At 44.8% G+C, this 26,934-nt stretch carries 26 protein-coding genes and 1 pseudogene; 17 read left to right on the top strand and 10 right to left on the bottom strand.

The window, feature by feature from the left end; genetic code table 11:
- Positions 1-120 precede the first annotated feature (120 nt).
- From ABTQ23_RS11230 to ABTQ23_RS11220, 3 genes are all read left to right on the top strand, one after another.
- The gene (locus ABTQ23_RS11230; RefSeq protein ID WP_408615820.1) at positions 121-621 is read left to right on the top strand and encodes a phenolic acid decarboxylase; all 501 of its coding nucleotides are present in this window, start codon (positions 121-123) and stop codon (positions 619-621) included.
- Between the two features lie 264 nt (positions 622-885).
- A complete protein-coding gene (locus ABTQ23_RS11225) occupies positions 886-2,952 on the top strand; it encodes an EAL domain-containing protein (RefSeq protein ID WP_408615819.1) in 2,067 nt (688 codons plus the stop codon).
- A gap of 292 nt (positions 2,953-3,244) precedes the next feature.
- Entirely contained in the window at positions 3,245-4,843 is a 1,599-nt protein-coding gene (locus ABTQ23_RS11220; protein ID WP_408615818.1) for an APC family permease, read from the top strand.
- A 66-nt stretch (positions 4,844-4,909) separates the two neighbouring features.
- Here the strand turns inward: ABTQ23_RS11220 and ABTQ23_RS11215 are convergent, their stop codons facing one another.
- Complete coding sequence (locus tag ABTQ23_RS11215) at positions 4,910-6,133, bottom strand: MFS transporter (protein WP_408615817.1); 1,224 nt, start codon at positions 6,131-6,133, stop codon at positions 4,910-4,912.
- A 139-nt stretch (positions 6,134-6,272) separates the two neighbouring features.
- Between ABTQ23_RS11215 and acnA the strand changes: the two genes are divergently transcribed.
- The 9 genes from acnA (at position 6,273) to mdcH (ending at position 16,523) form a co-directional block, all read left to right on the top strand.
- Positions 6,273-8,969: an aconitate hydratase AcnA gene (gene acnA, locus ABTQ23_RS11210; protein ID WP_408615815.1), complete on the top strand. Its 2,697-nt coding sequence runs from the start codon at positions 6,273-6,275 to the stop codon at positions 8,967-8,969.
- 451 nt (positions 8,970-9,420) lie between these two features.
- Positions 9,421-11,082, top strand: coding sequence for a malonate decarboxylase subunit alpha (gene mdcA, locus ABTQ23_RS11205; RefSeq protein WP_408615814.1), 1,662 nt, complete (start codon positions 9,421-9,423; stop codon positions 11,080-11,082).
- On the top strand, positions 11,082-11,954 hold the full coding sequence (locus ABTQ23_RS11200; RefSeq protein WP_408615813.1) for a triphosphoribosyl-dephospho-CoA synthase: 873 nt from the start codon (positions 11,082-11,084) through the stop codon (positions 11,952-11,954). The genes mdcA and ABTQ23_RS11200 overlap by 1 nt, the downstream gene beginning before the upstream one ends.
- Positions 11,955-11,961: 7 nt before the next feature.
- The gene (gene mdcC, locus ABTQ23_RS11195; RefSeq protein ID WP_408615812.1) at positions 11,962-12,261 is read left to right on the top strand and encodes a malonate decarboxylase acyl carrier protein; all 300 of its coding nucleotides are present in this window, start codon (positions 11,962-11,964) and stop codon (positions 12,259-12,261) included.
- Positions 12,254-13,072: a biotin-independent malonate decarboxylase subunit beta gene (locus tag ABTQ23_RS11190; RefSeq protein ID WP_408615811.1), complete on the top strand. Its 819-nt coding sequence runs from the start codon at positions 12,254-12,256 to the stop codon at positions 13,070-13,072. Before mdcC ends, ABTQ23_RS11190 begins: the two co-directional genes overlap by 8 nt.
- Before the next feature lie 11 nt (positions 13,073-13,083).
- Positions 13,084-13,890 (top strand): biotin-independent malonate decarboxylase subunit gamma, encoded by an 807-nt coding sequence (gene mdcE, locus ABTQ23_RS11185; protein WP_408615810.1) that lies wholly within the window; start codon positions 13,084-13,086, stop codon positions 13,888-13,890.
- 87 nt (positions 13,891-13,977) lie between these two features.
- Positions 13,978-14,943, top strand: a complete 966-nt coding sequence (locus ABTQ23_RS11180) for an AEC family transporter (protein WP_408615809.1) — start codon at positions 13,978-13,980, stop codon at positions 14,941-14,943.
- 18 nt (positions 14,944-14,961) lie between these two features.
- The gene (locus ABTQ23_RS11175; RefSeq protein ID WP_408615808.1) at positions 14,962-15,591 is read left to right on the top strand and encodes a malonate decarboxylase holo-ACP synthase; all 630 of its coding nucleotides are present in this window, start codon (positions 14,962-14,964) and stop codon (positions 15,589-15,591) included.
- A complete protein-coding gene (gene mdcH, locus ABTQ23_RS11170) occupies positions 15,591-16,523 on the top strand; it encodes a malonate decarboxylase subunit epsilon (protein WP_408615807.1) in 933 nt (310 codons plus the stop codon). Before ABTQ23_RS11175 ends, mdcH begins: the two co-directional genes overlap by 1 nt.
- Before the next feature lie 132 nt (positions 16,524-16,655).
- On the opposite strand, the gene ABTQ23_RS11165 is transcribed toward mdcH, so the two are convergent.
- From ABTQ23_RS11165 to ABTQ23_RS11155, 3 genes are all read right to left on the bottom strand, one after another.
- On the bottom strand, positions 16,656-16,991 hold the full coding sequence (locus tag ABTQ23_RS11165; RefSeq protein ID WP_408615806.1) for a hypothetical protein: 336 nt from the start codon (positions 16,989-16,991) through the stop codon (positions 16,656-16,658).
- Positions 16,992-17,066: 75 nt separating this feature from the next.
- The gene (locus tag ABTQ23_RS11160; RefSeq protein ID WP_408615805.1) at positions 17,067-17,324 is read right to left on the bottom strand and encodes a hypothetical protein; all 258 of its coding nucleotides are present in this window, start codon (positions 17,322-17,324) and stop codon (positions 17,067-17,069) included.
- A gap of 44 nt (positions 17,325-17,368) precedes the next feature.
- Positions 17,369-17,839: a hypothetical protein gene (locus ABTQ23_RS11155; protein ID WP_408615804.1), complete on the bottom strand. Its 471-nt coding sequence runs from the start codon at positions 17,837-17,839 to the stop codon at positions 17,369-17,371.
- A gap of 264 nt (positions 17,840-18,103) precedes the next feature.
- Between ABTQ23_RS11155 and ABTQ23_RS11150 the strand changes: the two are divergent.
- Positions 18,104-18,236: pseudogene (locus tag ABTQ23_RS11150) on the top strand (type II toxin-antitoxin system RelE/ParE family toxin); the annotation flags it as partial.
- Positions 18,237-18,585: 349 nt separating this feature from the next.
- Here ABTQ23_RS11150 and ABTQ23_RS11145 read toward each other — a convergent pair.
- Entirely contained in the window at positions 18,586-19,518 is a 933-nt protein-coding gene (locus ABTQ23_RS11145) for a LysR family transcriptional regulator (protein WP_408615803.1), read from the bottom strand.
- 201 nt (positions 19,519-19,719) lie between these two features.
- Complete coding sequence (locus ABTQ23_RS11140) at positions 19,720-20,649, bottom strand: 3-hydroxyacyl-CoA dehydrogenase NAD-binding domain-containing protein (RefSeq protein WP_408615802.1); 930 nt, start codon at positions 20,647-20,649, stop codon at positions 19,720-19,722.
- A gap of 265 nt (positions 20,650-20,914) precedes the next feature.
- On the opposite strand from ABTQ23_RS11140, the gene ABTQ23_RS11135 reads away from it, so the two are divergent.
- Positions 20,915-21,142, top strand: a complete 228-nt coding sequence (locus tag ABTQ23_RS11135) for a hypothetical protein (RefSeq protein ID WP_408615801.1) — start codon at positions 20,915-20,917, stop codon at positions 21,140-21,142.
- A gap of 46 nt (positions 21,143-21,188) precedes the next feature.
- Here ABTQ23_RS11135 and ABTQ23_RS11130 read toward each other — a convergent pair whose 3' ends face one another.
- The 3 genes from ABTQ23_RS11130 to ABTQ23_RS11120 are packed head-to-tail and all read right to left on the bottom strand — an operon-like array spanning position 21,189 to position 22,413.
- Positions 21,189-21,710, bottom strand: coding sequence for a DUF4865 family protein (locus tag ABTQ23_RS11130; RefSeq protein ID WP_408615800.1), 522 nt, complete (start codon positions 21,708-21,710; stop codon positions 21,189-21,191).
- The gene (locus ABTQ23_RS11125) at positions 21,707-22,099 is read right to left on the bottom strand and encodes a tautomerase family protein (RefSeq protein ID WP_408615799.1); all 393 of its coding nucleotides are present in this window, start codon (positions 22,097-22,099) and stop codon (positions 21,707-21,709) included. Before ABTQ23_RS11125 ends, ABTQ23_RS11130 begins: the two co-directional genes overlap by 4 nt.
- Entirely contained in the window at positions 22,099-22,413 is a 315-nt protein-coding gene (locus ABTQ23_RS11120; protein WP_408615798.1) for a carboxymuconolactone decarboxylase family protein, read from the bottom strand. The genes ABTQ23_RS11125 and ABTQ23_RS11120 overlap by 1 nt, the downstream gene beginning before the upstream one ends.
- A 104-nt stretch (positions 22,414-22,517) precedes the next feature.
- On the opposite strand from ABTQ23_RS11120, the gene ABTQ23_RS11115 reads away from it, so the two are divergent.
- The 3 genes from ABTQ23_RS11115 (at position 22,518) to ABTQ23_RS11105 (ending at position 25,258) form a co-directional block, all read left to right on the top strand.
- Positions 22,518-23,417 (top strand): LysR substrate-binding domain-containing protein, encoded by a 900-nt coding sequence (locus ABTQ23_RS11115; protein WP_408615797.1) that lies wholly within the window; start codon positions 22,518-22,520, stop codon positions 23,415-23,417.
- Positions 23,418-23,710: 293 nt separating this feature from the next.
- Complete coding sequence (locus tag ABTQ23_RS11110; RefSeq protein WP_408615795.1) at positions 23,711-24,697, top strand: ketopantoate reductase family protein; 987 nt, start codon at positions 23,711-23,713, stop codon at positions 24,695-24,697.
- A gap of 90 nt (positions 24,698-24,787) precedes the next feature.
- Positions 24,788-25,258: a DUF3237 domain-containing protein gene (locus ABTQ23_RS11105; RefSeq protein WP_408615794.1), complete on the top strand. Its 471-nt coding sequence runs from the start codon at positions 24,788-24,790 to the stop codon at positions 25,256-25,258.
- Between the two features lie 48 nt (positions 25,259-25,306).
- Here the strand turns inward: ABTQ23_RS11105 and cueO are convergent, their stop codons facing one another.
- Positions 25,307-26,842, bottom strand: coding sequence for a multicopper oxidase CueO (gene cueO, locus ABTQ23_RS11100; RefSeq protein WP_408615793.1), 1,536 nt, complete (start codon positions 26,840-26,842; stop codon positions 25,307-25,309).
- Positions 26,843-26,934: the final 92 nt, after the last annotated feature.

Raw genomic sequence — 26,934 nt, 5'->3', positions numbered from 1 at the left:
ATAGGGTTCACGGTGCTTCATTTGCTATTTTTCGAATCTTCGATAATACATTATCCAGCGGAAAATGATTTTTAGTGCATCGCACCGCCTACATAATTCCAAATCAAAGGAGACGTATTTATGTTTGATCAAAACGATTTAAGCGGCATCTTAGGCAAACACTTAGTTTACACCTATGACAATGGCTGGAACTATGAGTTCTATTTCAAAAATGCTACCACAGCTGACTATCGTATTCACAGCGGCATTGTTGGTGGTCGTTGGGTAAAAGATCAGAAAGTCTATCTGGTACGCGTTGCAGCTGATGTTTATAAAGTCTCTTGGACTGAACCAACTGGAACTGACGTTAGCCTTATTGCTAACTTAGCAGACAAAGTGTTCCACGGAACTATTTTCTTCCCTCGTTGGGTTATGAACAATCCAGAAAAAACCGTTTGTTTCCAGAATGACTTCATTCCAAAAATGGAAGCGTATCGCGCCGAAGGCCCCGCTTATCCAACTGAAGTAATTGATGAATTTGCAACGATTACGGTCGTACAAGATTGCGGTGAAAACAATGAGTCAGTAATTAACTGTCCACCTAGTGAACTGCCTGCAAACTTCCCTGAAAATCTAAAATAAGATTTTTTAAAGCATAATCTTTTAAGCTCGCGCCCTTTTAGCGCGAGCTTTTTTTGTCAATTGAACCTCATAAAATCATAAATAACTTTTATAATTTATAGTGTTAGGCTTTCATTCGTGCTATCTATCAGCTGGGCTTGGCAAAAAAATTTCCCCCTATCTAATTAGTGACTAGACTGAAAATAGTTGCCTAAAAAATGACAACGCGGGTCTGTATCAACCGATAACGACCTTATTGTGGGAATAAACCAGCATGAGTTGCGAATGGCAAATACATCACAAAATATCCATTACCACTGGCGACATGGAACATACACCTACCTAGCTGCGTTAGCACTTATCGCATTATTAGCGGTTTGTTCGCATTATTTAGTTCAAGGCATAGTCACCCAACAAGAAGCAACCGCTCGAATAGTGAATTTGGCTGGTCGGCAACGGATGCTGTCACAGCGAATTACGCTGTTTGCTGGCGATATTACTAATAACAAAGAAAATAGTTATAAGTTGGCCAATGAGTATCAACAATCGATTGAACAAATGACGCAAGTTCATGAGGCTTTACTCAATGGCTCGAAAAAATTGCAAATCCCAGCCCCGACTTCACGCTCAATTCTAGATATCTTTTTAAAACCGCCGGTCAATCTTGACCAAAAAGTGACTCATTTTTTACATCTTGCCAGCACCTTAACCAGCGATAACATGAGCGCGGAGCGTCAACGCGAACTGTTTAATCAGCTTAAGCTCAGCGCCTATCATGAAATGTTGCAATCACTTGATACGTTAGTTTTTCGATATCAAAAAGAGAGTGAAATTGCGATAAAGCAGTTGCAGTTTTATAACCGAATTTCACTCGGTGGAATGCTTTTAACATTATTACTCGAAGCTGTTTTTATCTTTAGGCCATTGCTGCTCAATCTCTACCGCAGAGAAAAGCAATACGTCGCACTGCTCAAGCAAAAAGAGCAGGAAATTGCCGATCATGTTCGCTTTCAGGTCTTTAATGATTATTTAACGAAACTACCGAATCGACTCGCCATGCTAGAGCGAGTCCAAACTTGTATTCAACTCGTCAAACACAATCGAACTCACTTAGTGGTGATTGCAATTAGTCTAAATCGCTTTAGTAGCATTAACGAAAGCCTTGGCCATGAGAATGGCGATCGGTTACTTATTGAGTTGGCCAACCGTTTGAATCAATTTGTCGATCAAAAGTGTTATGGCTTTGTCGGACGAATTGTCGCAGATGAATTTGCGATGGCGATTGATATATCAAAAAGCTCAGCTGAAATTCCGCAGTTATTGCGCCAATTGTCCGCTTTGATTCATATGCCCATTTCATTGCCCGGCCCACAGACTCAAGATGTCCAGCTCTCAGCATCATTTGGCTTGGCATTTTACCCCGATGATGGCCAAACCCCTTATGAGTTAATGCTGCACGCCAACCAAGCCATGCGCACAGCCAAAACAGAAGGTGGAGAAAACTTCAGAATTTTCTCACCAACCATGACATCGCAAATATCACGGCGAAGCTGGATTGAGCAACACCTGCGCCATGCGCTACATGAACAGGGGCAACTGCAACTGGTCTACCAGCCTAAAGTTGATCTGCAAACCTATCAACTGATGGGAGTTGAGGCGCTATTGCGCTGGAATCATCCTGAAGAAGGGCCATTATCACCCGCTGAGTTTATTCCAGTTGCTGAAAGCTCAGGTCTGATTCTTGAAGTGGGTGAATGGGTACTCATTCAGGCCTTTAAACAGATGGCTAAATGGCAAAGTCAAAATCTAGCCATTAAAGTTGCGGTGAACATTTCGGTCAAGCAACTGCTAAAAGAGAATATCAGCCAATCGATTATCGCCATGGCTGGACGCACTCGAATAAACCCAGCGATGGTGCAAATTGAGATTACCGAAGATCATATGATGGAGAACCTCACTCAAATTATTAACGAGTTAAAAATGCTGGAAAAATTTGGGTTTGAACTCGCGATTGACGATTTTGGGACGGGTCATTCAAGCCTTGCTAGGCTGCGTAATCTTCCTGTGAAATATCTAAAAATTGACCGCAGTTTCGTTTCAAATGCCCCCCACGACCATAAAGATGCGCAGCTGGTTGCCGCCATTATTGATATGGGGCATTCACTCAATAAAGTGATCATTGCCGAAGGAATTGAAACAACTCAACAAATGGAGCTTTTACAAACACTAGGATGTGAGCAAGGTCAGGGATTTTTATTCGCAAAACCGTTAAAACCTGAAGAGTTGATGAAGTTTGTTCATTTAAATCAAATCAATCCAACACCCTATACCAGCGAATCACAAGCGATTTAATTGCACCAATATAGTGATGTTGAATCATATTAGTGCGAATCGCCTATAACTTTGGTTTATACCCCGCCTACTATCAAAAATTCAATCATTAAAACGTAAAAAGTAATACGAATATACTGACACAAACTTACGTAATTTGACATTTCGGAATAAAAATCTTAAATCGGACTAATTTTTAGCCTAATGATTCAAGCAATCTCTTAGTTGGAATATTTCTTGCGTTTGTTTTGTCTGAAATGATGAAAAACGTGATGCCACGCATTCGCTTAGGAATTGATAGAAGGAGTCAAGCATGGCTGGTGGAGCATTAAAACAAAAATTAGGATTACTCGATCTAACCTTATTAGGGATTGGTTCGATGATCGGTTCAGGTTGGCTTTATGCCGCCTTAAATAGTGCAGGTTACGCAGGGCCTTTAAGTGGTTACTCATGGGCACTTGGGGCTGTCATTGTATTGATGATCGGGCTTGTGTTTGCTGAGCTTTCAGCCAGTATTCCACGCGCAGGTGGGTTTGTGCGTTATCCAAACTTCACGCACGGCAACCTGGTCGGATTTGTTATCGGGATTAGCGCATTACTTGCTTATACCAGTACTGCTGGCGTTGAAGTTGAAGCCGTTCGCCAGTATGCCATGTATTGGTGGCCAGCTCTGGGTCATAAAGACGGAAGTCCAACTGATTTGGGCTTTATCATGCAAATTGCGCTGTTGATTTTCTTCTTCTTGCTTAACTATTGGAGTGTTAACTTCTTTGGTCGCATCAACACGATTGTCACCGCCATTAAATTCATTGTACCTATTATTGCAATTGTTACCTTCTTTGGTTATTTCAAAAGCTCCAATATGGACGTTCCATCAACTCATCCTGGTGGTACCCATGGCATCTTTGAATCATTAACTGGTGCTGGGATTGTTTTTGCGTACTTAGGTTTTCGCCAAGCAGTCGATTTTGCCAGTGAAGCGAAAAATCCACAGCGTAATGTGCCATTAGCAATTATCTTGGCAATGGTCGCCAGCTTTATCATCTATATGTTGCTGCAATTTGCATTTATGGGTGCAGTGCCATCTGATCTGTTACACAAAAACGGTTGGCACGGTCTAACTGCATTGTTCCAATCACCTTACGCTGATTTAGCGCGTTCATTAGGGATTGCTTGGCTGATTAACTTAATCCTGATTGATGCGGTTATTTCACCAGCTGGAACCGGTAACATCTACCTAGCAGGGGCTAGCCGAGTACTGTTTGCTTGGGCTAAAAACGGCCATCTGTTTAAAGTCTTTGGTCAGGTTGATGAAAAATCAGGTGTTCCTCGGGGCGCATTATGGCTGTCTCTTGTCCTAGCCATTGGTTGGACATTACCATCACAGTTCCAAGTATGGGGCGGCTTAATTGCGGCAGTTACTTCTGCGACCGTATTTACCTATATGCCAGGCCCTGTCAGCGCTGCAGTATTTCGTGCTCGCCGTCCGGATATTAAACGTCCGTTTAAACTGCCAGCATTTGCCATCATTAGCCCGCTTGCGTTCATTGCCAGTACTTTGCTTGTTTACTGGAGTGGTTGGGCGGTTAACGAATTGCTATTACCAGTATTTGCCATCGCGTGGATTGGTTATGCGCTGTTGGGTAAAAAAGAAAACGGCATGGCAGATGAAATTAAACGAAGCCTGTGGTTACTCGTTTACTATGTGGGTCTGTATATCATCTCCGCATTAGGTACCTTTGGTGGTACAGGCACGTTAGGTTCAATCAGCGCTATCGTAGTCTTGGTTGTACTGTCTCTGGTGGTTTATTACTGGGGCGTTAGCTGCGCTTATGAAAAACCCGTGATTCCAGATGAAAACGATGAATACCAACTGGATTTTGAAAGCAATATGGCATCAGTTCACTCATAATATTTAGCCATTGCATGATAAAGCCACCGCTTAAGGTGGCTTTATCTTCTCTGTTGAAGAAAGTGATTAATTCGTTAACTTTTGCCGTTTTCTAAGCTCTGGGAACCACCACATCCACAACCCCACAACCACCAAAGTGCCAACCCCACCAATCGCTACCGCACCAACAGCGCCAACTAAACTTGCCAGTACGCCGGATTCAAATTCACCGAGCTGATTGGAAGTATTAATAAAAATTGAATTAACCGCACTAACCCGGCCGCGCATCTCATCTGGCGTTTCAAGCTGCACCAGCGCCCCTCGAATCACCATACTTACCATATCGAATGCACCTAACAGAGCTAAAGCCAGCAGTGATAACCAAAGCCACTGGGAAAAAGAAAAGACCAAGGTTGCCACACCAAAGGCGGCCACTGAGGCAAACATAATCATCCCAACATGGCGACTAATAACGTGCTTAGCCAACCAAAATGACATCAATAATGCCCCCACAGCAGGTGCACCGCGCAATAATCCAAGCCCCCACGGCCCAGTATGCAGAATGTCTCGAGCAAAGATAGGGAGCAAAGCGGTCGCTCCGCCCAAAAGCACGGCAAATAAGTCTAGTGAGATAACGCCTAAAATAACTGGGCGCTTACGAATAAAGCTCACACCAGCAAATACAGTTGCAAAGGAGGCAGCGCTGCGAGGCCGTTTAATGGCAGGCAAAGGCACATGAAACATGCAGACTACCGCTAGAAAATACAGCAGTGCAGTGGTGATATAAACGACATCAGCACCTGCAATATAAAGAAAGCCTCCCAGAGCTGGCCCAACAATCGAGGCCATTTCACTGGCGGAACTATTCAGAGCAAGGGCTCTTGGCAAAAGCTTCTCAGGCACCAAACTTGGCACAATGGATTGCATGGCCGGAAATTCAAACGCCTTAAAGGTGCCAATCCACACCAATAGTCCAAAAATTATCCATTTATCGACTATTTGATAAAAGCTCATCAACGCCAGAACAGTAATCGCAATCAGCTCACTGATGCGAGTCACCACAATAATCTGTCGACGCGCAAAGATATCCGCCACATGTCCAGCTGGCAACGCTAATACCAGTGAAGGTAAAAATTGGGCTAAACCAATGAAACCAAGATCCAAAGCATTCCCAGTTAGGGCATAAATCTGCCACCCCACGGCCACTGAGAGCATCTGAAAACCAAATCCAGACGCTAGCCGAGTCAGCCAAAACCAGAGAAATCCCTTTTGTTGCAAAAGCGAAGATGAAGGCCCCTCGTTATTGTTCATAAATTCCTCATAATGTGATGCTCCCTTTCGCATTGTCATCTCGCATGCGATAACATTTACGTTACAATTATGATAAAATCCACACTCAACTACTAACTACAATCAAGAGTGAGTCACCATTTCAAAGAAAAGGGAGACCTTGATGAATAGTTTCAATACTAAGACGCAACTGGATGTTGATGGCGCAAGTTATACCATCTATCGTCTTGACCAACTTCCCCAATGGGAGCAAGTACGCCGCCTACCCTATTGTCTAAAAGTGTTACTTGAAAATTTACTACGCAAAGAAGATGGACATCTCGTTCATCCGGAGGATATTCAGGCCATCATTGACTGGCAGCCGGATAAAATAGCAACCGACCAAATTGCTTTTACCCCAGCTCGAGTGATATTGCAAGATTTTACCGGCGTTCCAGCGGTGGTGGATTTAGCGGCAATGCGCGATGCGATTGTGAAGCTAGGCGGGAAACCTGAGCAGATAAATCCACTAGAAATGGTCGACTTAGTCATCGATCACTCGGTCATGGTCGACCATTTTGGCTCAAAGCAAGCACTTAATAAAAACATCAGCATTGAGTTTGAGCGCAACCGCGGACGCTATCAGTTTCTGCGTTGGGGCCAGCAGGCATTTAGTAATTTTCGAGTCGTGCCACCTGGCACCGGGATTGTCCATCAGGTCAATCTTGAATATCTGGCCCAATGCGTCATAACTAAAACTGAAGATGGACAAACACTTGCCTATCCAGACACATTGGTCGGCACCGACTCACACACAACGATGGTCAACGGCCTTGGCGTTTTAGGCTGGGGCGTTGGTGGTATTGAAGCAGAAGCCGCGATGCTCGGCCAGCCAGTCAGTATGTTACTGCCACAGGTCGTTGGTTTTGAATTAACAGGTGAGCTTCCTGAAGGCGCAACAGCCACTGATTTAGTGCTTAAAGTAACCCAAATGTTACGCGAGCGTGGTGTCGTTGGTCAGTTCGTCGAATTTTTCGGAGATGGACTGGCAAACCTACCGCTGGCCGACCGTGCAACCATCGCCAATATGGCACCGGAATATGGCGCAACATGCGGTATTTTTCCAATCGATGAGCAAACCATTGACTATTTACGCCTAAGTGGTCGAGACGATAAACAAATACAGCTCATAAAAACTTACGCCAAAGCGCAAGGATTATGGCGAGAACCGGGCGCCACGCCCGCTCAATATAGCACCACTGCACTTACTCTTGATTTAAGTGGTGTTGAACCTAGCTTAGCAGGCCCCAAACGGCCCCAAGATCGAGTTCCTCTTTCTCAAGCAAGTAGTGCCTTTGAACAGCAGTTATCACTTTATGGCCACTCTCTATCACGCTTTGATGATGAAGGTGGCGGCGGAAATGATGAACAAATTGCCAGCTACAATTTGCACGATGAAACAAGATCTCTGCAACATGGTGATGTGGTCATCGCCGCCATTACCTCGTGCACCAACACCTCTAATCCGGCGGTTATGATAGCCGCTGGATTAGTCGCTAAAAAGGCCGCAGAATTAGGCCTTAAAACCAAACCATGGGTAAAAACCTCGCTAGCACCTGGCTCTCAGGTTGTGCCCGCTTATTTAGATAAAGCCGGATTATCCGAGTCTCTCAATCAATTGGGATTTGAAGTCGTTGGGTTTGGTTGTACCACCTGTATTGGTAACTCAGGGCCTCTGCCAGAGAATATCAGTCAAGCGATAGTCAAAGATGACTTGGTAGTGGCATCGGTATTAAGTGGCAATCGCAATTTTGAAGGGCGGATTCACAGCGAAGTGAAAATGAACTACTTAGCCTCTCCGCCACTGGTTGTAGCATACGCACTAGCGGGGTCGATGAGAGTCGATCTCTATCACGACCCCATCGCTATGACAGCCAAGGGCAGAGCCGTTTACCTTAAAGATATCTGGCCAACCCAGCAAGAGATTGCTACCCTCATCAGCCAATGCATCGATGCGAAGCTCTATCACAAATATTATCAGGACGTATTTAAAGGCAGTCAGCAATGGCAAGACTTACCGACGCCAACCTCGCAAACCTACAATTGGCCTGATTCAACCTATGTCAAAAATCCCCCTTATTTTGAGCATATGAGCCAAACGCCGCCGCCACTTAAAGAGATAACGAACGCGCGCTGTTTAGTCAAAGTGGGTGATTCCATCACCACGGATCACATCTCACCGGCTGGAAGCATCAAGGCCGATAGTCCAGCAGGGAAATACCTAATCAGTGAGAATGTTGCACCTAAAGACTTTAATAGCTTAGGAAGTCGCCGCGGAAACCACGAGGTCATGATGCGTGGGACATTCGCCAATGTTCGGCTAAAAAACCAACTTGCACCTGGAACTGAGGGCAGTTTTACCTGCTATTTTCCAAGCTCTGAAATTACCGATATCTACAGCGCTGCGATGAAATATAAAAAAGAGCAAACGCCACTGATTGTTCTCGCAGGCAAAGAGTACGGCACCGGTTCGAGTCGGGATTGGGCGGCTAAAGGTCCCAAATTATTGGGTGTCGAAGTGGTTATAGCCCAAAGTTATGAGCGGATTCATCGCTCTAATCTCGTTGGTTTTGGCATTTTACCGCTGCAGTTTAAAGATGGTGAGAGTGCAGACACACTCGGTCTTCAAGGGGATGAGCTCTTTAGCTTTGAGTCAGTTGCAAATTCTCCTAAAACCTTAACGGTTCGCGCCAAATCACCAACTTCACACAAAACAACTCAATTTGACGTTTTGGTGCGTATCGATACTCCTGCTGAGTGGGACTATTATCGTCACGGCGGAATTTTGCACTACGTGTTACGTAATTTAACCCACTAAGTCATCGCTACCCCATCATCAGGCTAGGCTTTTTAGCTTAGCCTGCCCGTTTCGATTTCCTATCCTTATTTCATTTCAAACCTTTATGTGAGCGTCATCTCATATTTCTAATTTATTAGATAAAACACAAAAGAAGGATCAAGATTTAATGATCTAGATCAAAATTAAATTAATCTAATGTTAAACTTAAAATACAGTTACTTCATAAAACAAAGATAAAAAACATCATATTAAAAATTTAACTAATTGAAATAAAACAATTTAATTAATTAACAACAAAAACGATAAAAACGAACATGCTGTCAATTATTACTAATAGAGTAACTAAATTAGCAATGTGTTTATTGATGATAATTACCTAAAGCTTAAACTTTATACCATCTTATGCACGTTCTGGATGGCTTTTAAAACCCAGCAGAACGCAGTAGTTCATCTAATGAGGAGGCTTCAAATGCCGCAAAGTACTACGTCGGAGCGTAAGTGGAATACTCGGCGAGAAGAAAAACAACGTCGAATTGCATCCGTTGCTTCAATGAGCAATGGGAAAGTCCTTGCCACTGACGATATTATTCCTGCCCTAGAAAAATTAATTGCCCCACACGACCGGGTAATTTTAGAAGGGAACAACCAAAAACAAGCTGACTTTTTGTCACGCTCTTTGGCATCAGTAAACCCCGATGTTTTGCATGACTTGCATATGCTTATGCCAAGTGTCGGTCGCTCTGAACACTTAGATTTATTTGAAAAAGGGATCGCTCAAAAACTAGATTTTGCATTCTCAGGCCCACAGAGTCTGCGTATCGCACAATTGGTTGAAGACGGTCAACTCGATATCGGCGCAATCCATACCTATATTGAGCTGTACTCTCGCTTGTATGTCGACTTAATCCCTAACGTTGCTTTAGTCGCTGGCTATAAAGCAGACCGTAAAGGGAATCTTTATACCGGTCCAAGTACAGAAGATACCCCAGCACTGGTTGAAGCCGCTGCATTTAAAGATGGGATCGTAATTGCGCAAGTTAACGAAATCGTCGATGACGAAGAAGACCTGCCACGTGTTGATATCCCAGGCTCTTGGATTGATTTTGTGGTTGTTGCTGACCAGCCGTTCTTTATCGAACCGTTGTTCACTCGTGACCCTCGACTGATTAAACCTGTTCACATTCTGATGGGGATGATGGCGATTAAAGGGATTTATGCAAAACATGAAATCCAATCGCTTAACCACGGTATTGGCTTTAATACCGCAGCCATTGAACTGCTATTGCCAACCTATGGTGAACAGTTAGGCCTTAAAGGCAAAATCTGTAAACACTGGACATTGAACCCACATCCAACATTGATACCTGCCATCGAAAGTGGCTGGGTTGAAACCGTTCACAGCTTTGGTGGTGAACTGGGGATGGAAGAATATATCCGTCACCGTCCTGATGTGTTCTTTACTGGTAGCGATGGCTCAATGCGCTCTAACCGGACCATGTGTCAGCTGGCAGGTCAATATGCCGCAGACATGTTCATCGGTTCGACACTGCAAAGCGATGCTGACGGTAACTCATCAACAGTGACTCGCGGTCGTATCTCTGGTTTCGGTGGTGCGCCAAACATGGGTCACGATCCACACGGTCGTCGTCACGCAACCAAAGCATGGTTGGACTTGATTACTGAACCAAATCCAGTCGCTCGCGGACGCAAACTGGTCGTCCAAGCGGTTGAAACCTTCCAAGCGGGTAACAAACCAACTTTCGTCAACGAACTTGATGCGGTTGAAGTTGCTAAACAATCAGGCATGCCACTGGCACCTGTCATGATTTACGGCGATGACATGACTCACCTGTTGACCGAAGAAGGGATTGCCTATCTGTACATGGCTAAATCCGATCAGGAACGTCGTGACATGATCGCAGCCGTTGCTGGTATCACTGATATCGGTATGAGCATTACTCGCGAAAAAGTCAGCAAATTGCGTCAAGAAGGCAAAGTAGTATTCCCTGAAGATTTGGGAATTCGCCGCGCCGATGCAACTCGTTCAATGCTGGCAGCCGGTAGTGTCGCAGACCTCGTTGAATGGTCAGGCGGTCTCTATCAACCACCAGGTAAATTCCGGAGCTGGTAATGCTAAATCTCTTAGTTGATCAAAAAAGTGCACAGCAACTCGCCCAGCAACTGTCCCAACTGGCAACTCAGGCACTACTTGATGAAGTACGCCTGACCCCCAAACCTGGGTTAGTTGACATGCGCAGTAATGGCGCCCATAGCGATTTAACTCTTGAGCTGATGGAACGCTCAGCCAATAGCTTGACTGACACATTCTATGCCATCGCCAAGGCCAGCTATGACAGCCCAGCGGATGTCTCATTGCGAGCCGAAATCGGCCATTTGGGACGCTTGGGTGAAAAAGTCATGCTCGAAGCAACAGATGGAGTGAATACCCATCGCGGCGCTATCTGGGCATTAGGACTTATCGTCAGCGCTGCTGCTATGCATAAAGGTCAATGTAAGAGTCTTTACCAACTCACACAAACAGCCGCAACTCTGGCGCGCATCCATGATCCACGCCAGAAACAACAGTTTAGTAAAGGCAAACACGCCAGCATGCGCTATCGCATTCCTGGAGCTAAAGAACAGGCTCAACAAGGATTCCCGCATGTGATGCAACTTGGTTTACCAAGGCTTCGTGAAAGCCGCCAAAACGGCGCTAATGAAACACACGCTCGCGTGGATGCTCTGCTGGCCATGATGGCAACTCTCACCGACACCTGTGTTTTATCCCGAGGCGGATTAACAGCCTTGAATACAATTCATCAGGGTGCTCAAGACGTGTTAGCTGCTGGCGGCATGGCCACATCAGCTGGGCAACAACGGTTTGCCAAGCTCGATAGCGACGCCATGCAACTGTTTGTCTCCCCTGGTGGAGCTGCGGATCTGTTATCAGCAACTTTGTTGTTGGACTGGTTAGCACCAGAGCCAACATCCAACCCAAACTGAGGGTGTTATGGAGCATATCAAATTTACTTTACCGGCAACCCAATCGTTGCCTAATGCCGCACAGGTCGGTGTCGTTGCTTCAGGTGATCTTGAAGCACTGTACAAACCTGGCGAAGGTGACCAACTCGCTATCGCGATCGTCACTTCACAAGAAAACAGTCAAAGCTTGTGGAAAAACCTGTTTGAGCGCATCAGCGCAGCAATCGACTTACCAGCTGGTGAGTTAACGTTGCACGACTCAGGAGCGACTCCGGGTGTTGCACGGCTGAGAATTGAACAAGCGTTAGAGGAGGCTCGTGATGCTTAATCGTGCCAGCTTTATTGAACTGAATGCTCGCAAACGTGCGCGTCTGATACTTGATGACGGCTCATTTCGGGAAATTTTAGGGCCTTTTGATGATATCGAATCTCCTTGGTTAGAACCGCAAGGGATTACGCCGCAGTCTGACGATGGCATGGTCGTAGCCAAAGGCACCATCGATGGTAAACCAAGTGTTGTTGTTGCTATCGAAGGAAGCTTCCAAGGCGGCAGTATGGGCGAAGTTTCAGGTGCAAAAATGGCCTGTGCCATTGAACTTGCCGCTGAAGATAACCGTCAGGGCAAAGAGACTCAGGTCGTATTGTCTCTTGAAACGGGTGGTGTTCGTCTGCAAGAAGCCAACTTAGGTCTTGCTGCTATTGCTGATATTCACGCGGCTATCGTTGATGCACGCCGCTACGTTCCCGTAATCGGAATTATCACCGGTACCGTTGGTTGTTTCGGTGGGATGTCAATCGCCGCTGGTCTGTGTTCAAAACTCATTGTAACCCGCGAAGCGCGTTTAGGCCTAAACGGACCACAGGTTATCGAACAAGAAGCCGGCATCGATGAATACGATTCACGTAATCGTCCATTTATCTGGAGCATGACTGGCGGCGAAGTTCGCGCAGCAACAGGCTTTGCCGATAAGTTCGTAAACGATTCACAAGATGAAGTTTGCTCAGCGGTTAAAGCACTTATCGCCGAAGGTGTTCCAGCGTCAAACCGCTCTGATCGCTATGACGAGTATCTGAGCAAATTTGCCAGCTACGACGGCCAGCAGATCGACGCGCAAACTGCTAAACAGCTGTTTAAATAGGAGGAAATTTTATGTCTATACAATTAACTCGCGGAGCCACCTGGTTCAAACAGCTGACTAATAACGCACCTCTGGCTGAAGGTTTTTGTCCATCAGTTCAGGTTAGCGATGCAACTATCGGCGAACAAACCGCTCGCTTTATTGCAGTCGTTGCAGATGAAAATAACAAATTTCCACGCGCAAAAGGTGGCCAGGTTGGCATCTTAGAAGGCTGGAATCTAGCTAAAGCCGTTACTGAAGCGGTAATTGCTGACAGCGATAAAGACGTAAAACGTCCAATCATTGCAGTGATTGATGTGCCAAGTCAGGCATATGGCCGCCGCGAAGAAGGCTTTGGTATTCACCAAGCATTGGCAGGTGCAGCAGGTGCCTATGCCAAAGCTCGCTTGGCAGGCCATCCAGTCATCGGTTTGATCGTAGGTAAAGCCATGTCTGGTGCCTTCTTGGCACATGGTTATCAAGCAAACCGCTTGATTGCTATTGATGATAGTTATGTCGAAGTTCATGCAATGGGTAAAGACTCAGCGGCTCGTATCACGCTTCGAAGCGTAGAGTCATTAGAAAAACTGGCGTCAACCATTCCACCAATGGCTTATGACATTAAAAACTATGCCAGCCTCGGCATTCTCGATGAACTGGTCAATGTTGCAAATGCTGACCAGCCTGATGAAACAGCGCTAAGCGCTGTGACCAACAGTATTGTTCATCAGATTAGCCAAGCTCGGGCAAACGGCTCGTCGTTAGAAAATCGTTTAGGCGCTGAGAATCGTAAAAGCTCTAGCACTGTTCGTGAGCTAATGCGTCAGCAGTGGGCTTAACTAAAAAACTAACAACAACAGCCTATTAATAATAGAAGGCCGGTTTCGGCTGGCCTTTATAAATTAAATTTTTATGAGTTGAAAAAAATGACTTATGTAATTATTAACGCACTGACACCAATCTTTGTCATCATGATCCTGGGCTTTTGGGCCGGTAAAGCGAAGATGGTTGATAACCAAAACGTATCACTTTTAAACATTTTTGTGATGGACTTTGCTCTGCCTGCTGCATTGTTTAGTGCAACAGTTAAAACCCCTTGGTCAGGCATTGTTCATCAGGGATCACTGATTGTGATTCTGACATTATCGATGTGGATTGCTTACGCAGCCATGTACTTTATTGCCACTAAAGGCTTTAAAAAATCACCACAAGACTCAGCAGTATTAACACTGACTGTTGCACTGCCTAACTACGCAGCTTTAGGTTTGCCAATCTTAGGAAGTGTCTTCGGTGGTAGTTCTGCAACATCACTGGCAGTTGCTGTATCGATTGCCTGTGGTTCAGTATTAATGACACCATTTTGTCTGCTTATCCTGGAACGTGAAAAATCACGTGCCGCAGGAACGGCTCAGGGTTCAACATTATCAATGTTGCCTGTTTTAATGTGGCGTTCATTTAAAAAACCAATTGTGTTAGGTCCACTGTTAGGTGTTGTTCTTTCAGCGATTGGCCTGCATATGCCACACATCGTGCTGCATGCAATTAAACCACTTGGAATTGCCGCAACTGGTGCTGCATTATTCTTAACTGGTGTTATCCTTTCTGCACGTAAACTGACTATCAACAAAGCAGTTATTGTTTCATTCTTAATCAAAAACTTAATCCAGCCATTTATCGCTTGGGGCTTGATTGTTATCTTCGGTATCCAGCCACAAGTTGCTGTAACAGCTATCTTAATGATTGCACTGTCTGCAGGTTTCTTTGGTGTCGTATTTGGTAACCGATTTGGTGTTCAATCACCGGATGCTGAAGCAACACTGTTATTAAGCTCTGCTTTATGTATCGTGACACTGCCACTGTTCTTGTCACTGACATCCGGCATGATGCACTAATCAGCTAAGGATATAACCATGCAATTAACGCCTCATGATTTAGTCTGGATTGATACACTCGATGCACTGCACCTTAGTGATGCGATGCCTGAGTGGGTCAAACAAACCTACCGACACAACTTACCCGTTGTTGTCCGTCGGGACCAAAAACGTGAGGGGTTAATTGCTGCTGGTATTCGCGGAAAGTTGCGCAGTGAGCGCCAAGCTTGCTGGGTTGAAACAGACCATATTATTAAAGTCGTTCAGCCACACGACATCATCGACGCGCAATACTGGCAACATTATGACTGGAACCATTTACCAGTCGTTAAAAGCCTCATCCAGCTAGCCGAAATTAATTGGCCACAATCATGGGGCGTCACCGGTAGCTGTGGCTATTCACTTGCTACCGGCCATATGGCGATGCGGGCCCAGAGCGACTTAGACCTGCAAGTCATATCCTTCAATCGCCCTGAACCGGATGATTTTAAGCTCATTTTAAAAGCGATTGAAAATCTACCGGTACGTGTAGATATTCAGCTAGAAACACCATCAGGTGGCGTTGCTTTAAATGATTGGCTCAAACACCCTGAACATGTTTTAGTAAAAAGTAATACTGGCCCCTATTTAAGCTCAGATCCATGGTCACAAACGCAACCGGAGGCGTAATGAAAGTCATCTTCACTTTTCCAGGTCAAGGACCCCAGTATATTGATATGCTCGATGACCTTCCTCAGCATGAAATCACCCAATCGCGCCTTAACCAAGCCAGCGAAATCCTCAATGAAGATGTCTTAGCACTAGATACCGAACAAGCACTGAAAGATACCAGAGCTGTTCAGTTATGCCTGTTAATCAGCGGTGTTATTCACAGTGAAGTGATGATCTCGCACGGTATTACCCCAGATATGACCTGCGGTTTATCCATCGGTGCCTTTGCTGCCGGAGTTGTGTGTGGGGCTCTTGATTTTAGTGATGCACTATCAATTGTCGCACTGCGAGGCCGACTGATGCAGGATGCTTACCCGCAAGGATATGGACTCACAGCGATTAAAGGATTATTTATTAATCAGGTAGAAGCGATTGTTCAACAGATTAATAGCCCTGAAACACCATTGTATTTAGCCAATATTAACTCTGAGCAACAGTTAGTTGTCGCCGGCAACGAAGAAGCCATGGCAAATGCCATTGAGCTTGCCAATGCTCAAGGTGGGGGCGGAACACGGCTGCAAGTGAGTGTGCCCTCGCACTGTGAGCTGCTCAATGAACCGGCACAAAAACTTACCGGCGCCATGCAACAGGTCCAATTTAATCGACCAAAATGTGCCTATTTAAGTGGTTCCACAGGCCGCGTATTATGGCAAGGCGATAAAATCAGAGATGATTTAGCCATGAATATGGCCCGCCAAGTGAAGTGGAATGAAGCGATGGTCAGTGCTTATCAGCGCGATATTCGCCTGGCGATAGAATGTCCGCCAGGCTCGGTACTCACTCGATTGACCAAACCCGTCATGACCGATGGCGAGGCTCTAAGCGTTTCGCAAACACCGCTACAAACCATTATAAGACTGGCTGAGCGCACCCATCAGGCACGCTATTAGTTGGCGGCTTGACCTTTAGCGGTTGAATTTTGTTCAAATTAAACGCATTTTAAATGCGCTCTGCTTGCTGTTGGCCATCATAAAGTTTGTTAAAAATAAAAGGATTGGGACCGATTTTGCCTTGTTATACGATTACAGTGATTCATGCACATACTTTGTCTCTTGAAAAATTGTGCTCAGCTCCCAGTAGCGGTTTAGGGTACTACCAGATACAAAGTTGATTTCGCCTTTAGTAGCGGCGCCATTGACGTTGTGCATTAGCTCTTTGATTCCATCAAGCTGTAGCTTTGCTGAATCTCTGGACTTCTCGACCAATACCAGTTCCCTGAACGAATTCACTAAAGGCTTGAGTCTGTCAGCCATTTTGGATGAGTACTCTCTACGGGAATCCAAATCATAGCCCTCAAGCCCTTCGACAATGGCCTGTAACGTTTCTGCTAGTTCTTTTGCTTCCGATGCTAGAGTCATGGTTTTTTCATATAACGCCCGCATTTGCGGCTAGTTTGAAGCGCAGCGGAAAACCAGTCCAACAACATGCGCTTGTTAGGCCTTGATTGGCAAATTACCATAAACTGTTCCCCACGCTTTAGATAATAAAGCTATCTCTTCACTTGAGTATTTTTCCTGATAGGCGATGGCCATAACAGCGCACAAATAGCTGTTACATGTTTTTGACCACTCATCATCTAGTGATAGGTTGCCTTCATCATCAGATAGTATGGCTTGACCACCAGTAATCTCGTTGGCTTTTTCAAATACTTGAGAATAGATTATTTTGAATACATTATTATAGGTGAACAACCTTCATCTCCGGGCATCGCGATAGTATTTTGATGGTTTCTTCCTTAAAATGGAGGCTGATCGTCCTTAGTACCACCAAAAATATTCCAACCTTTTGAATAAAGTTCCAAAGCTTGATCAGGGAAGGTGCCTGCCAATTTCTTTGCTTTATCAAGATCAATGTCACTTGTTGATTCGATGACTTTTAAAACCCCAGCCCCATAGCCCCCAAATAGAATGCTAAGAGGTAGCTTCTCAATAATCTTTACGCCATTGGCCCGTGTATATTTTGCGTTTTGACGAAGACCAGTATTCTTTGCCTCATCTATGACTTCTGCTCGCCAAAGCGAGCCTGGCCACTTAGCAATAGTCATATTTTCGAATCCGTGATCCACCACTATCCAAGGCGGACCCTTTTTCTTGTTCTTGATGGTTTGGCCTTCAAGGGCATTTTTTAATATGCCTTCGTCGCTATCTGCGACATAAATGTACCCAATAATGCCTTGATCTTTTTCGCCAAATAACTTCGATAACATCCCTATCTCTCAAAGAGGCCTATCATTTTATTAGGCTCTACCCCTAATCTGTGAATGGACACGGTTTCTTCTGAATCATTTCAAAGTGGTGAATTTTACAAAACACACTGCCTTTTATGGCACCTCTTTAGCATGCTTCGTTTTTACACTGTACATCCTCTCTTTCCAAACCAAGGCAGTCATAAAATCTCGATCTATTTTTTCTGATGTTCATCTGGTGGAAGAGGCTTAAAGCCCGGATGAGGTAAAGTGCATCATAATCGTAACATCTACCACAACAGCTTCTACTTTCATGTGGGTAAGCACAACGCTTACTATACCAAAGAAGATGGTTTTATCCTCATCGTTGCAGTACTGGGGGCAATCCCAACTTCCACAGAAACATCTACATTCATAATGAACTCGCCTCTGACTTTTTCATTTTGAAGACGATGATGCTGATTAGTCAACTCATAGCATCTTTTCAGCAGACAATGTCTATATAGTCTTGAGCGCTCAACTAGATTCAGAGTCTGCCATTAAAAAGTAGGTAAAGAACGGACTTAAGAAAGCGGTCAGGAATTGAATGTTGGAGGTTTGGGTGCAAATGCTCGATAAGATGAGAATGCGAGCTTTTGCCAGAAATTATCAAACTTTATTAGAGCTATACACCTGCGTTAAACGTTTTTTGTACAGAATAACTACAAGGCAAAACGTTTATCTGGCCTAAATCAGCCTCAGATTGTTGCACAATCAATCACAAAAGATCACTCTCCGCTAATTTCTTCAGCACGCCGACGGGCATACATGCGCCCTTCGGCAACCAATGCCAACAAGTTAGGGTCAAGTTCCTGATTATGCGCATACACCAGTGCGATAGTCTGGCGCATCTGATAATCATCACTTAAAGGTAAAATTCGAATAGAATCACGATAGGCTCGAATTAAACGACCAGGCAATAAGGTGTATCCAACGCCAGCCTGAACGAGGTTGACCATCGAGAAAATATCATTCACTCGTGTCACGATTTTCGGTGCAAACCCAGCGATTTTAAACGCTTCTTGAAAACCATGATAGGTTGCAAAGCCTTCATTTAAAGACACAAAGTGCTCATTTTTTAAGCTTCGCAAATCAACGCTGCGTCGGTCTGATAATGTTGACTGTTTTGGGGCTGCCAGAAAAATTTCATCTTCAAACAATGGCAGCACTTCATATTGATGCAAATCGACATCCGAGTCTGTCACTGAAATCAAAATAGCATGCAACTTCTGATGTTCGAGCTGATGAAGCAAGTCGTTGTTCGAGCCCATCGTTAAATCAACTTCCAGCTCTGAGCGGCGCAATTTAAGGCCCATCAGTAGCTGGGGAACAGTATCAAGCGTTAATGAATATAAGGTTCCAATGCGGATTCGTCCCTGCCCGATTCCGGCTAATTGGCGGGTTTCATCGATGCCCTGATGCATTTTACTCAACACTTCTTTGGCATGATCGGCTAAACGATAGGCTTGAGGCAACGGCACCAAATTTCGCCCTTTATGGGTAAAGAGCGGACAACGCATTCCTTCTTCAAGTGAGTGCAACGCCCGATGCACACTGACACTACTAATGCCTAACTGATTGGCGGCGCGGCTAATGGTTTCCTCTTGCATATAGCAGAGGAAGATTTCCAGCTTACGGAAGGTGATCTCCGCATCAATCATGACATTGTCCTTATGCGCTTTGAGTAACTGCTTCTATTGTAGAGAAATTTTCCTCCCGGGGTAACCATAGATTTTCTATCACATAGCGCATTTGACCGAACTATTTTATAGTCTTACGCAAGTGGCACAGCGGCTTTAATAAGAGTGAAACACCATCTGCTGCACCACTTTAAAAGCAGTGCAGCACAGATAAGCGCCATCTTAAGGTTCGTGATGGGCCAATTGGTCATCAATAATAAGTTGCTGTCGGCGGTCACGCTCTTGCTTAAGAGCGCTTAGTTTTTGCGGTGGATAAGCTTGGCGAGCTTTTTCACCGATTCGAGCAATCAGCGCTTCATCAAGTACATCTTTTTGATCAATCGCAGCGGCTAAACCTTCGCCAATATGAGTCAGCAGATTTTCGAGTCCACCTTCACCGCCACCTAGGTGAAAAGCCAACAGCGGGCCAACACTCGCCCAGCGAATTCCCAATGAGTGCGTCACGATTTCATCAAGCTCATGCACACCAACCACACCTTCATCAACCAATTTGATAGCTTCTAATACAAGCGCCATTTGCAGCCGGTTTGCCACAAATGCTGGTTTTTCATGGTTCAATTGTACGGGTGTTTTACCAATGCGTTTATAAAAACCAATGGCTTGTTGCACTAACGCTTTGGGGGTTTTCGCATCGGCACAAACTTCTACCAGCGGCAAAATATGCGGCGGGTTGAATGGGTGACCAATCACAATGCGCTCCCCGTGGTGCATTTTAGCGCCCTGAACACTGGCGACGATTCCAGAACTTGATGATAAAAACAGTGTTGATGCAGGGGCAAACGACTCAATCAGAGCCCAGAGATCTTGTTTAAAATCGACTTTTTCTGGCCCCGATTCCTGAACGAATTGAGCACTTTGCACAGCTTTTCTGATGTCTGGCGCGGCACTGACTCGATGGCAAATCGCTGCGATATCTTCGGTAAGATTCGGTAACTGTTTAATATAGCTAGGTAATACCTCCGTCAGCTGGTTATCAAGATCAGCTCGCGGGTCGAAAATTCGAACGTGGTATCCTTTTGCGGCAAATAATGCGCTCCAACATAACCCAATGACACCTGCACCAATAACGGCAACACTCTGATGATTTTCCACGGTATGCCTCGCATTGAACTAAAGCAGAACGACAGATGTGGCCAGCTCGCCAGATAAAAGCATTCTGCGATGAATATTACTTTGACGCTAGCGCCATTAAAAATGGCTGTAAATAGACCTCGCTCACAAATACACAGAGACTTTTATACCTTTTTAAGCCCATTTGCATATTGAACAATTAACGCTCGCTTTTTATAAAGGAAAACATTTATTTACTTAATTATCAGCAAAGGTAGGATGAATTCTTTTTTTATATGGAATTGCTATGCTGGACATTCTTTTTACAAGGTATCTGACTAAAAAAGGGAAACTCGCTTATATTTTTGGCCAAATAGCCATCGATATTCTGATATTGCTTTATATCATTGGCATCAAAGACATGTCCTTGCGACAAGCCCAGCCGGTTATGATTACCTCATTTATCGCGGTTGTTTTTATCTGGGGTGGAATTTGTTTAGCGTTTTTCAAAGATAAAAGCACCGAGCAAAAATAGAGATTGCCTCTAGGCCTTATTCACAACAAAGGCCTAGAATCTTTATCTATAATGATGCTCGATACGCACTGCCCTTCGCTACATATCCAACGCGGTAATGTTGCACCATATCCGAGACTTCAGAGCAATCATCAGCCATTACTTGTAATGTTTGCCAACGCTCGTAATTGTGCGCGGCCAAAATTGGCGCAGTTTCATCAGCGCTCTTAGGCGCGGCATAATCCGATAGAGCAATGCTAAATTGCTCTAATCGTTCCAGAGCATTTACATCCGAGTGTTCGACCAAATAAAGAGCAATCGATGGCCGAGAAAAATGCTGGCATAAATTCGCAAAACCACTGCTCGCTAAAAACTCATTGATGCCAGAGCTCTTTGCAAACAGATAAAGCGGCGCATAGATATTGTGGCTACTTTGGCAAAGCTTATCGTCGCGTCGAGCATAAAGGTAAAACTTCATCACCAATTCAGAAAATCCATTGAGCAGATGAGCATTGTTATGGATGCGCTGCTCGATGAGATCCATGTCATAGTCACCCGGTAAAACGAATCGATATTGCATCGCAATCATTGGATATCCTCCAGTTTAAATAACTTACCACTGGCAAACGACCAATCTTGAGCCCTGTTATAGTGAATAACAACCATCACATCTGATGGTGCAATGGCTAAGTTTTGCGCAAGATGCGCTGCAAGCTGTTGCATAAAATTTTGCTGCAGCTCATAGCTTCTCGGTTTACCTGCGGTTATTTCAAATAAGATGAATCGCTCAGTGCGGCCAGCACTTAAATAGTTTGAGTCAATGACCCAATCATCCTTTTGATAGCGATGAAAAAGCTGGAAACAATCATACTTTGGAACATCAAAGCTGGTGATTAATACGTCTTGCAAAATCCGGCTGATTTGAGCTCGTTCACCATGTGTATATTGAGTCGATAAATGAATATGAGTCAGAGGCATTAGCGCAGCTCCTTATCCGCCATGAGAGCTAAACGCTCGAGCGCACTGGCGGCGACCGGCCATCCGCCATAAAACGCTAAATGCGTGATAAGCTCTGAAAGCTGTTCAACAGATAGACCATTTTTACGAGCAAGTTCAAGATGAAATGGCAATTGCTCTAAGCGGTTTAAAACAGTTAATGCCGCAACGGTGATTAAACTTCGCTCGCGAGTCGAAAGGACATTTCGATGCCACATTTGACCAAATAAGACGGTTTCACTCAGTTCGACATAACAAGGGGAAATTGATTTTAACTTATCGAGAATATCACTCATGGTTAACTCCGGTTGATCACGATAGGATCATCATGCGATAGTTAGATAGTTTATAAAATCAATATATTTTCAACCATTCATCCTGAATTTATGGATAATTAATAATGCTTCGTCATTTTGATTTAGACGCGCTGCGCTGCTTTGTCCTGGGTATTGAACTGGGAAGCTTTGCTCTGGCCGCTAAACAGCTCCATCGCTCAACATCAGCGGCCAGTGCCCAACTGAAAAAGCTAGAAATAGCTTGTGACGTCAAACTGGTGAGTAAGGTGGGTCGGCATTTAGAACCCACCGCAGAAGGCGAACTACTACTGAGTTACGCCAAGCGGTTATTGGCTTTAAATGATGAAGCAACCCTTGCCATCGGCGCACGGCAACTGCCAGGAAAACTGCGATTTGGCATGCAAGAAGATTTTAGTGAAGCCTTTGTCCCTGATATCTTGGCACAATTTTCCCGAACGCATCCACAAGTGCAATTGTCCGTTCATGTGGGACGAAACAAAAAATTGCTAAAGCAAATCCAGCAAAACGAACTGGACTTTTCACTAAGTTGGGTTGGTGAACAGACCCCGCCTTATAGCGAACCATTAGGCAAACTGCCGCTATGTTGGATAGCCACCAGCGAACTTACCCGTCAAAACCAATTGCTCAATACCCGACCTTTGCCACTAGTGATGTTTGAAAGCCCCTGCCTGATGCGTCAAAAAGCCACTCAAACATTAGATAATGCCGGGATCCCTTGGCGTATCGTTTTTGAAAGCTCCAATTTAAGTAGCATCTGGAAAGCGGTAGGACAAGGGCTTGGCATGACAGTTCGCACGCCTTACGCGATGCCTGACGATGTCAAACCCATTAGCACCACAACACTTGGTGAATTAGGCCATATTGGGCTGCGATTAGACAGTGCCAGCAACACCTTAACCGACGTTGCCCAGCGCTTTCGCGATCAGCTCGTCACAAAATTATCCTTACAATTAGCCCCCTACCAATCAACCAACGAGAACTAATCAAAATAGAGCTAATCAAGAATTTTCAAAGCCAAGCTTACGCTCACTAGCGACTTGGCCTATTTTCTAAATCCTCTCTTCACAAAGCAATAAATCACAAAAACAAATCACCCGAAAAATAACTTTAATTTAATCACTTAAACTATTTAATTTATTTTAATGATTAAAATAACCGTTTAATTATCTATTTTTGCACATTTAATATTTAACATATAAACTTAATGGCAATCTATTAGCCGCTGCTCAACAAGTGGATGTAATCGTTCTGAGCGTATAGAACAGGAACAGAATCAATGTCGTCTCAATTTACTCAGGTATGCATCGCTGGTGCCGGTGCCATTGGCTGTACATTAGCCGCACGACTGGCTAAAACAGGGCTTACACCGAATATTTTGGCAAGAGGGGAAACCCTAGCGAATCTTAATGCCCGCGGTGTCATGCTTGAGGATTTAGAAGGTCAACATCAAGTAAACGTGAATGCCAGCGATGACCCGAATCAGTTGGGGGTTCAGCAGTTAATATTTATCTGTACCAAAGCGCATGCGATTGCCGGGATCCTTGCCACAATGCAGCCGATGATCGATGAAAACACCATCGTCATCCCATTAGTCAACGGCGTACCTTGGTGGTATTTCCATGGCATCAATGATGGCTGTGAACACCCACCATTAAATTGCGTGGATCCGAACGCTGAAATAGACAGTTATATTCAGCCATCACAGGTTATCGGTGCGGTCACATTTATGACCGCCCATGTCGTTGCGCCTGGACAGGTAAAATCGACCAATCCACACCTGTTAACTTTTGGCGAGCTTGATAACCGAATGAGTGAGCGTTTAGAAAAAGTGCGTCAATTAGTGGCAGATGCAGGAATTGAGGCTCGCGCCAGTGATAGTATCCGCGATCCGCTTTGGACCAAAATTATCGCCAATATCACGTCAAATCCGCTGTCGATTGTCACCCAAGCCACATTAAAACAGATCTATAGCTCCCCCGAGCTTGCCCCGCTGACACGTAAAGTGCTTGATGAAGCGCTATTAGTGGCAGCAGCTTATGGTGCCCGCGTGCCTTTTAACCCACCGCTATTTATGCAAATGGGCGCTGAAATGGGCGATTTTAAAACATCCATGCTCCAAGATTACGAAGCGGGTCGCCCTCCAGAGCTTGCGACCATTGTCGATGCGGTGATCGAACTGGCCGAGCGAGTTGGGATTGATATGCCGAATACGCAACATGTTGCAGCGCTTGCCCATTTTGCAGCAAAAAAGATGCTCAGCTAGCTCTGAGCACTTTATCGATAGTCTAGCTATAGTACAAATAGGATACCCATTCGGTTAGTATGGGCGGTTTTAATCAAGGGGGTAATAGCGATGGAACCTCAATTAAAATTTTCATTTCGAATTGATATTCGCGTGAGTCAACCTGTGGTTGTGAGCAACGATAAAAAATATGGAAAACGGCAGTTAATCCCTATTGTTGAAGGCAAAGTTCACGGTGATGTCAACGGTAAGGTTTTATCCGGCGGCATCGACAGCCAACATATTCAACCCGATGGTTTATGTAACCTATCGGCGCGTTATGCCATTTTGACCGATGAAGGCGAGAGCTTTTATATCGAAAACAATGGGATTCGACGCATTCCTGAACCCTATCGAGCCAAGCTTTTTGGCGATGATATGAGCTTTTTCGACGAAATAGATCAAGAAAATATCTACTTCAAAGCGGTTCCAAGTTTTGAGGTCTATAGTGACAACCTGCGCTGGCTTAACGAGAGCATCTTTATTTGCAGCGCACAGCGCACCTCTTCAGGCGTCTTTTTAGATTTTTATCAAGTATGCTAAAAACTTAAGCAGACGGGCTCGTCTGCTTATACTTTTCACCTTAAAAAATTAACTAACCGTAAATGACATCATCATGCCGGTGTCTTCATGCTCAAGTAGATGACAATGTGCCATATAGGCGTGACTGGCACTCGCGAGGTGATCGAACTTAACCAACACATCGCTTTCAGAGCTATTAACCAATACGGTATCTTTAAATCCTTGGCGATGCGCTAATGGAGGCTGACCATTTTCACGTAAAATACGAAACTGAGTCCCATGAATATGAAAAGGATGTAGCATCATCCCTGATATTCGCCAAATCTCATATTGCGATTTAGGCACGTCAAAGGCTATCTGCCCCATCGTAAATGGCTGGCCATTAATTGCATTACTATTGAGCAATTGTTCACGAGTTGGCGCTGATGAAAATGAATGCATCATCGAGCCCATCATTCCCATTCCACCCATCGCTTGCACGCCATATTTTTCTCTAAGCTGAGCCATCGCATACATATGCATTTGATGGTCGCTCTCAAGACGTATAAAACGAGTAGTCAGATTGTCAGCGACACTTAGCGCTGGCAACGATACTAACGAGTCAGGCAGCTGCGCCTGATTGGCCGCCAGTTCAGGGCGAATTTGCAACACACTCATAGGCTTATCAAATGGCGGTAGCGCCATAGCCATTTGATCCGTTGGCAAAGAGATAAGCTCAAATGGTTGAGCATTACGGGTGTCAATCATCACCTCAAATCGCTCACCCATCATCATCGCAAGAGTCGTTACTTTAACAGGCTCAGATAACAATCCACCATCACTGCCAATCACATACATGGGACGACTATCAGAGGTGGTGAGCATCAATACGCGCGCATTACAGCCATTAAGCAAGCGCAAGCGAATCCAACCTCTAGGCACTTTTTGATAGGGCTGAATAACGCCATTGGTGAGCATTGTATTTCCAAACCAACCGACAGCGGCACCAATTGCATCCAGTTGATAATCAACTTCCCCCTGCGCTGTTAAGCGTTTGTCCTGAATCACCACCGGGATATCATCAACGCCATAACGGCTAGGTAGTCCTAACTTCGAGCTAGGTTCATCATCAATTAGAAAAAAACCGCCGATGCCCATCGCAACCTGATAGGCTGTCAAATAATGTGGATGAGGATGATACCAACAGGTCGCAGCATTTTGGCTGATATTAAATTGCGTTTGCCAAGTCGCTCCAGGGGCAATGACTTGTTGCGGGCCACCGTCATGCTCTCCAGCAATCGTTAAACCATGCCAATGCATGGTAGTGATTTGCTCAAGCTCATTCGTAACCCGCAGTTTCACCGTCTGATCTTTAACTGCTCGAATCGTCGGTCCCAGTATCGGGCCATTGACACCAAATGTGTGCCCACTAAACTGATTTTTCCAAGACCAATGCCCTTTTTGAACTTTAAGATTTAAATATCCCTGACTATCTGGTTTTAACTGCTCAGGTATTGGTAAGGCAATGCTTGACTTGTTCGCTGCCAAAGCATGTTGAATTGGGCTAGCAAGTAGCGATAAAGCACTGAGTGCTGCTGAGTTCTTAAGAAAATCCCGACGGTTCATATCACATCCCTTTATGATTCATCACGCTTAGGATAAACGCTTTTTACAACCGAGTGATGATAATAAAGGGAATATAAACCTTCCTCTGACTT

It is taken from the genome of Celerinatantimonas sediminis, assembly GCF_046054195.1.
Lineage (GTDB): Bacteria > Pseudomonadota > Gammaproteobacteria > Enterobacterales > Celerinatantimonadaceae > Celerinatantimonas.
This window is presented reverse-complemented; position numbering and strand designations above follow the sequence as displayed.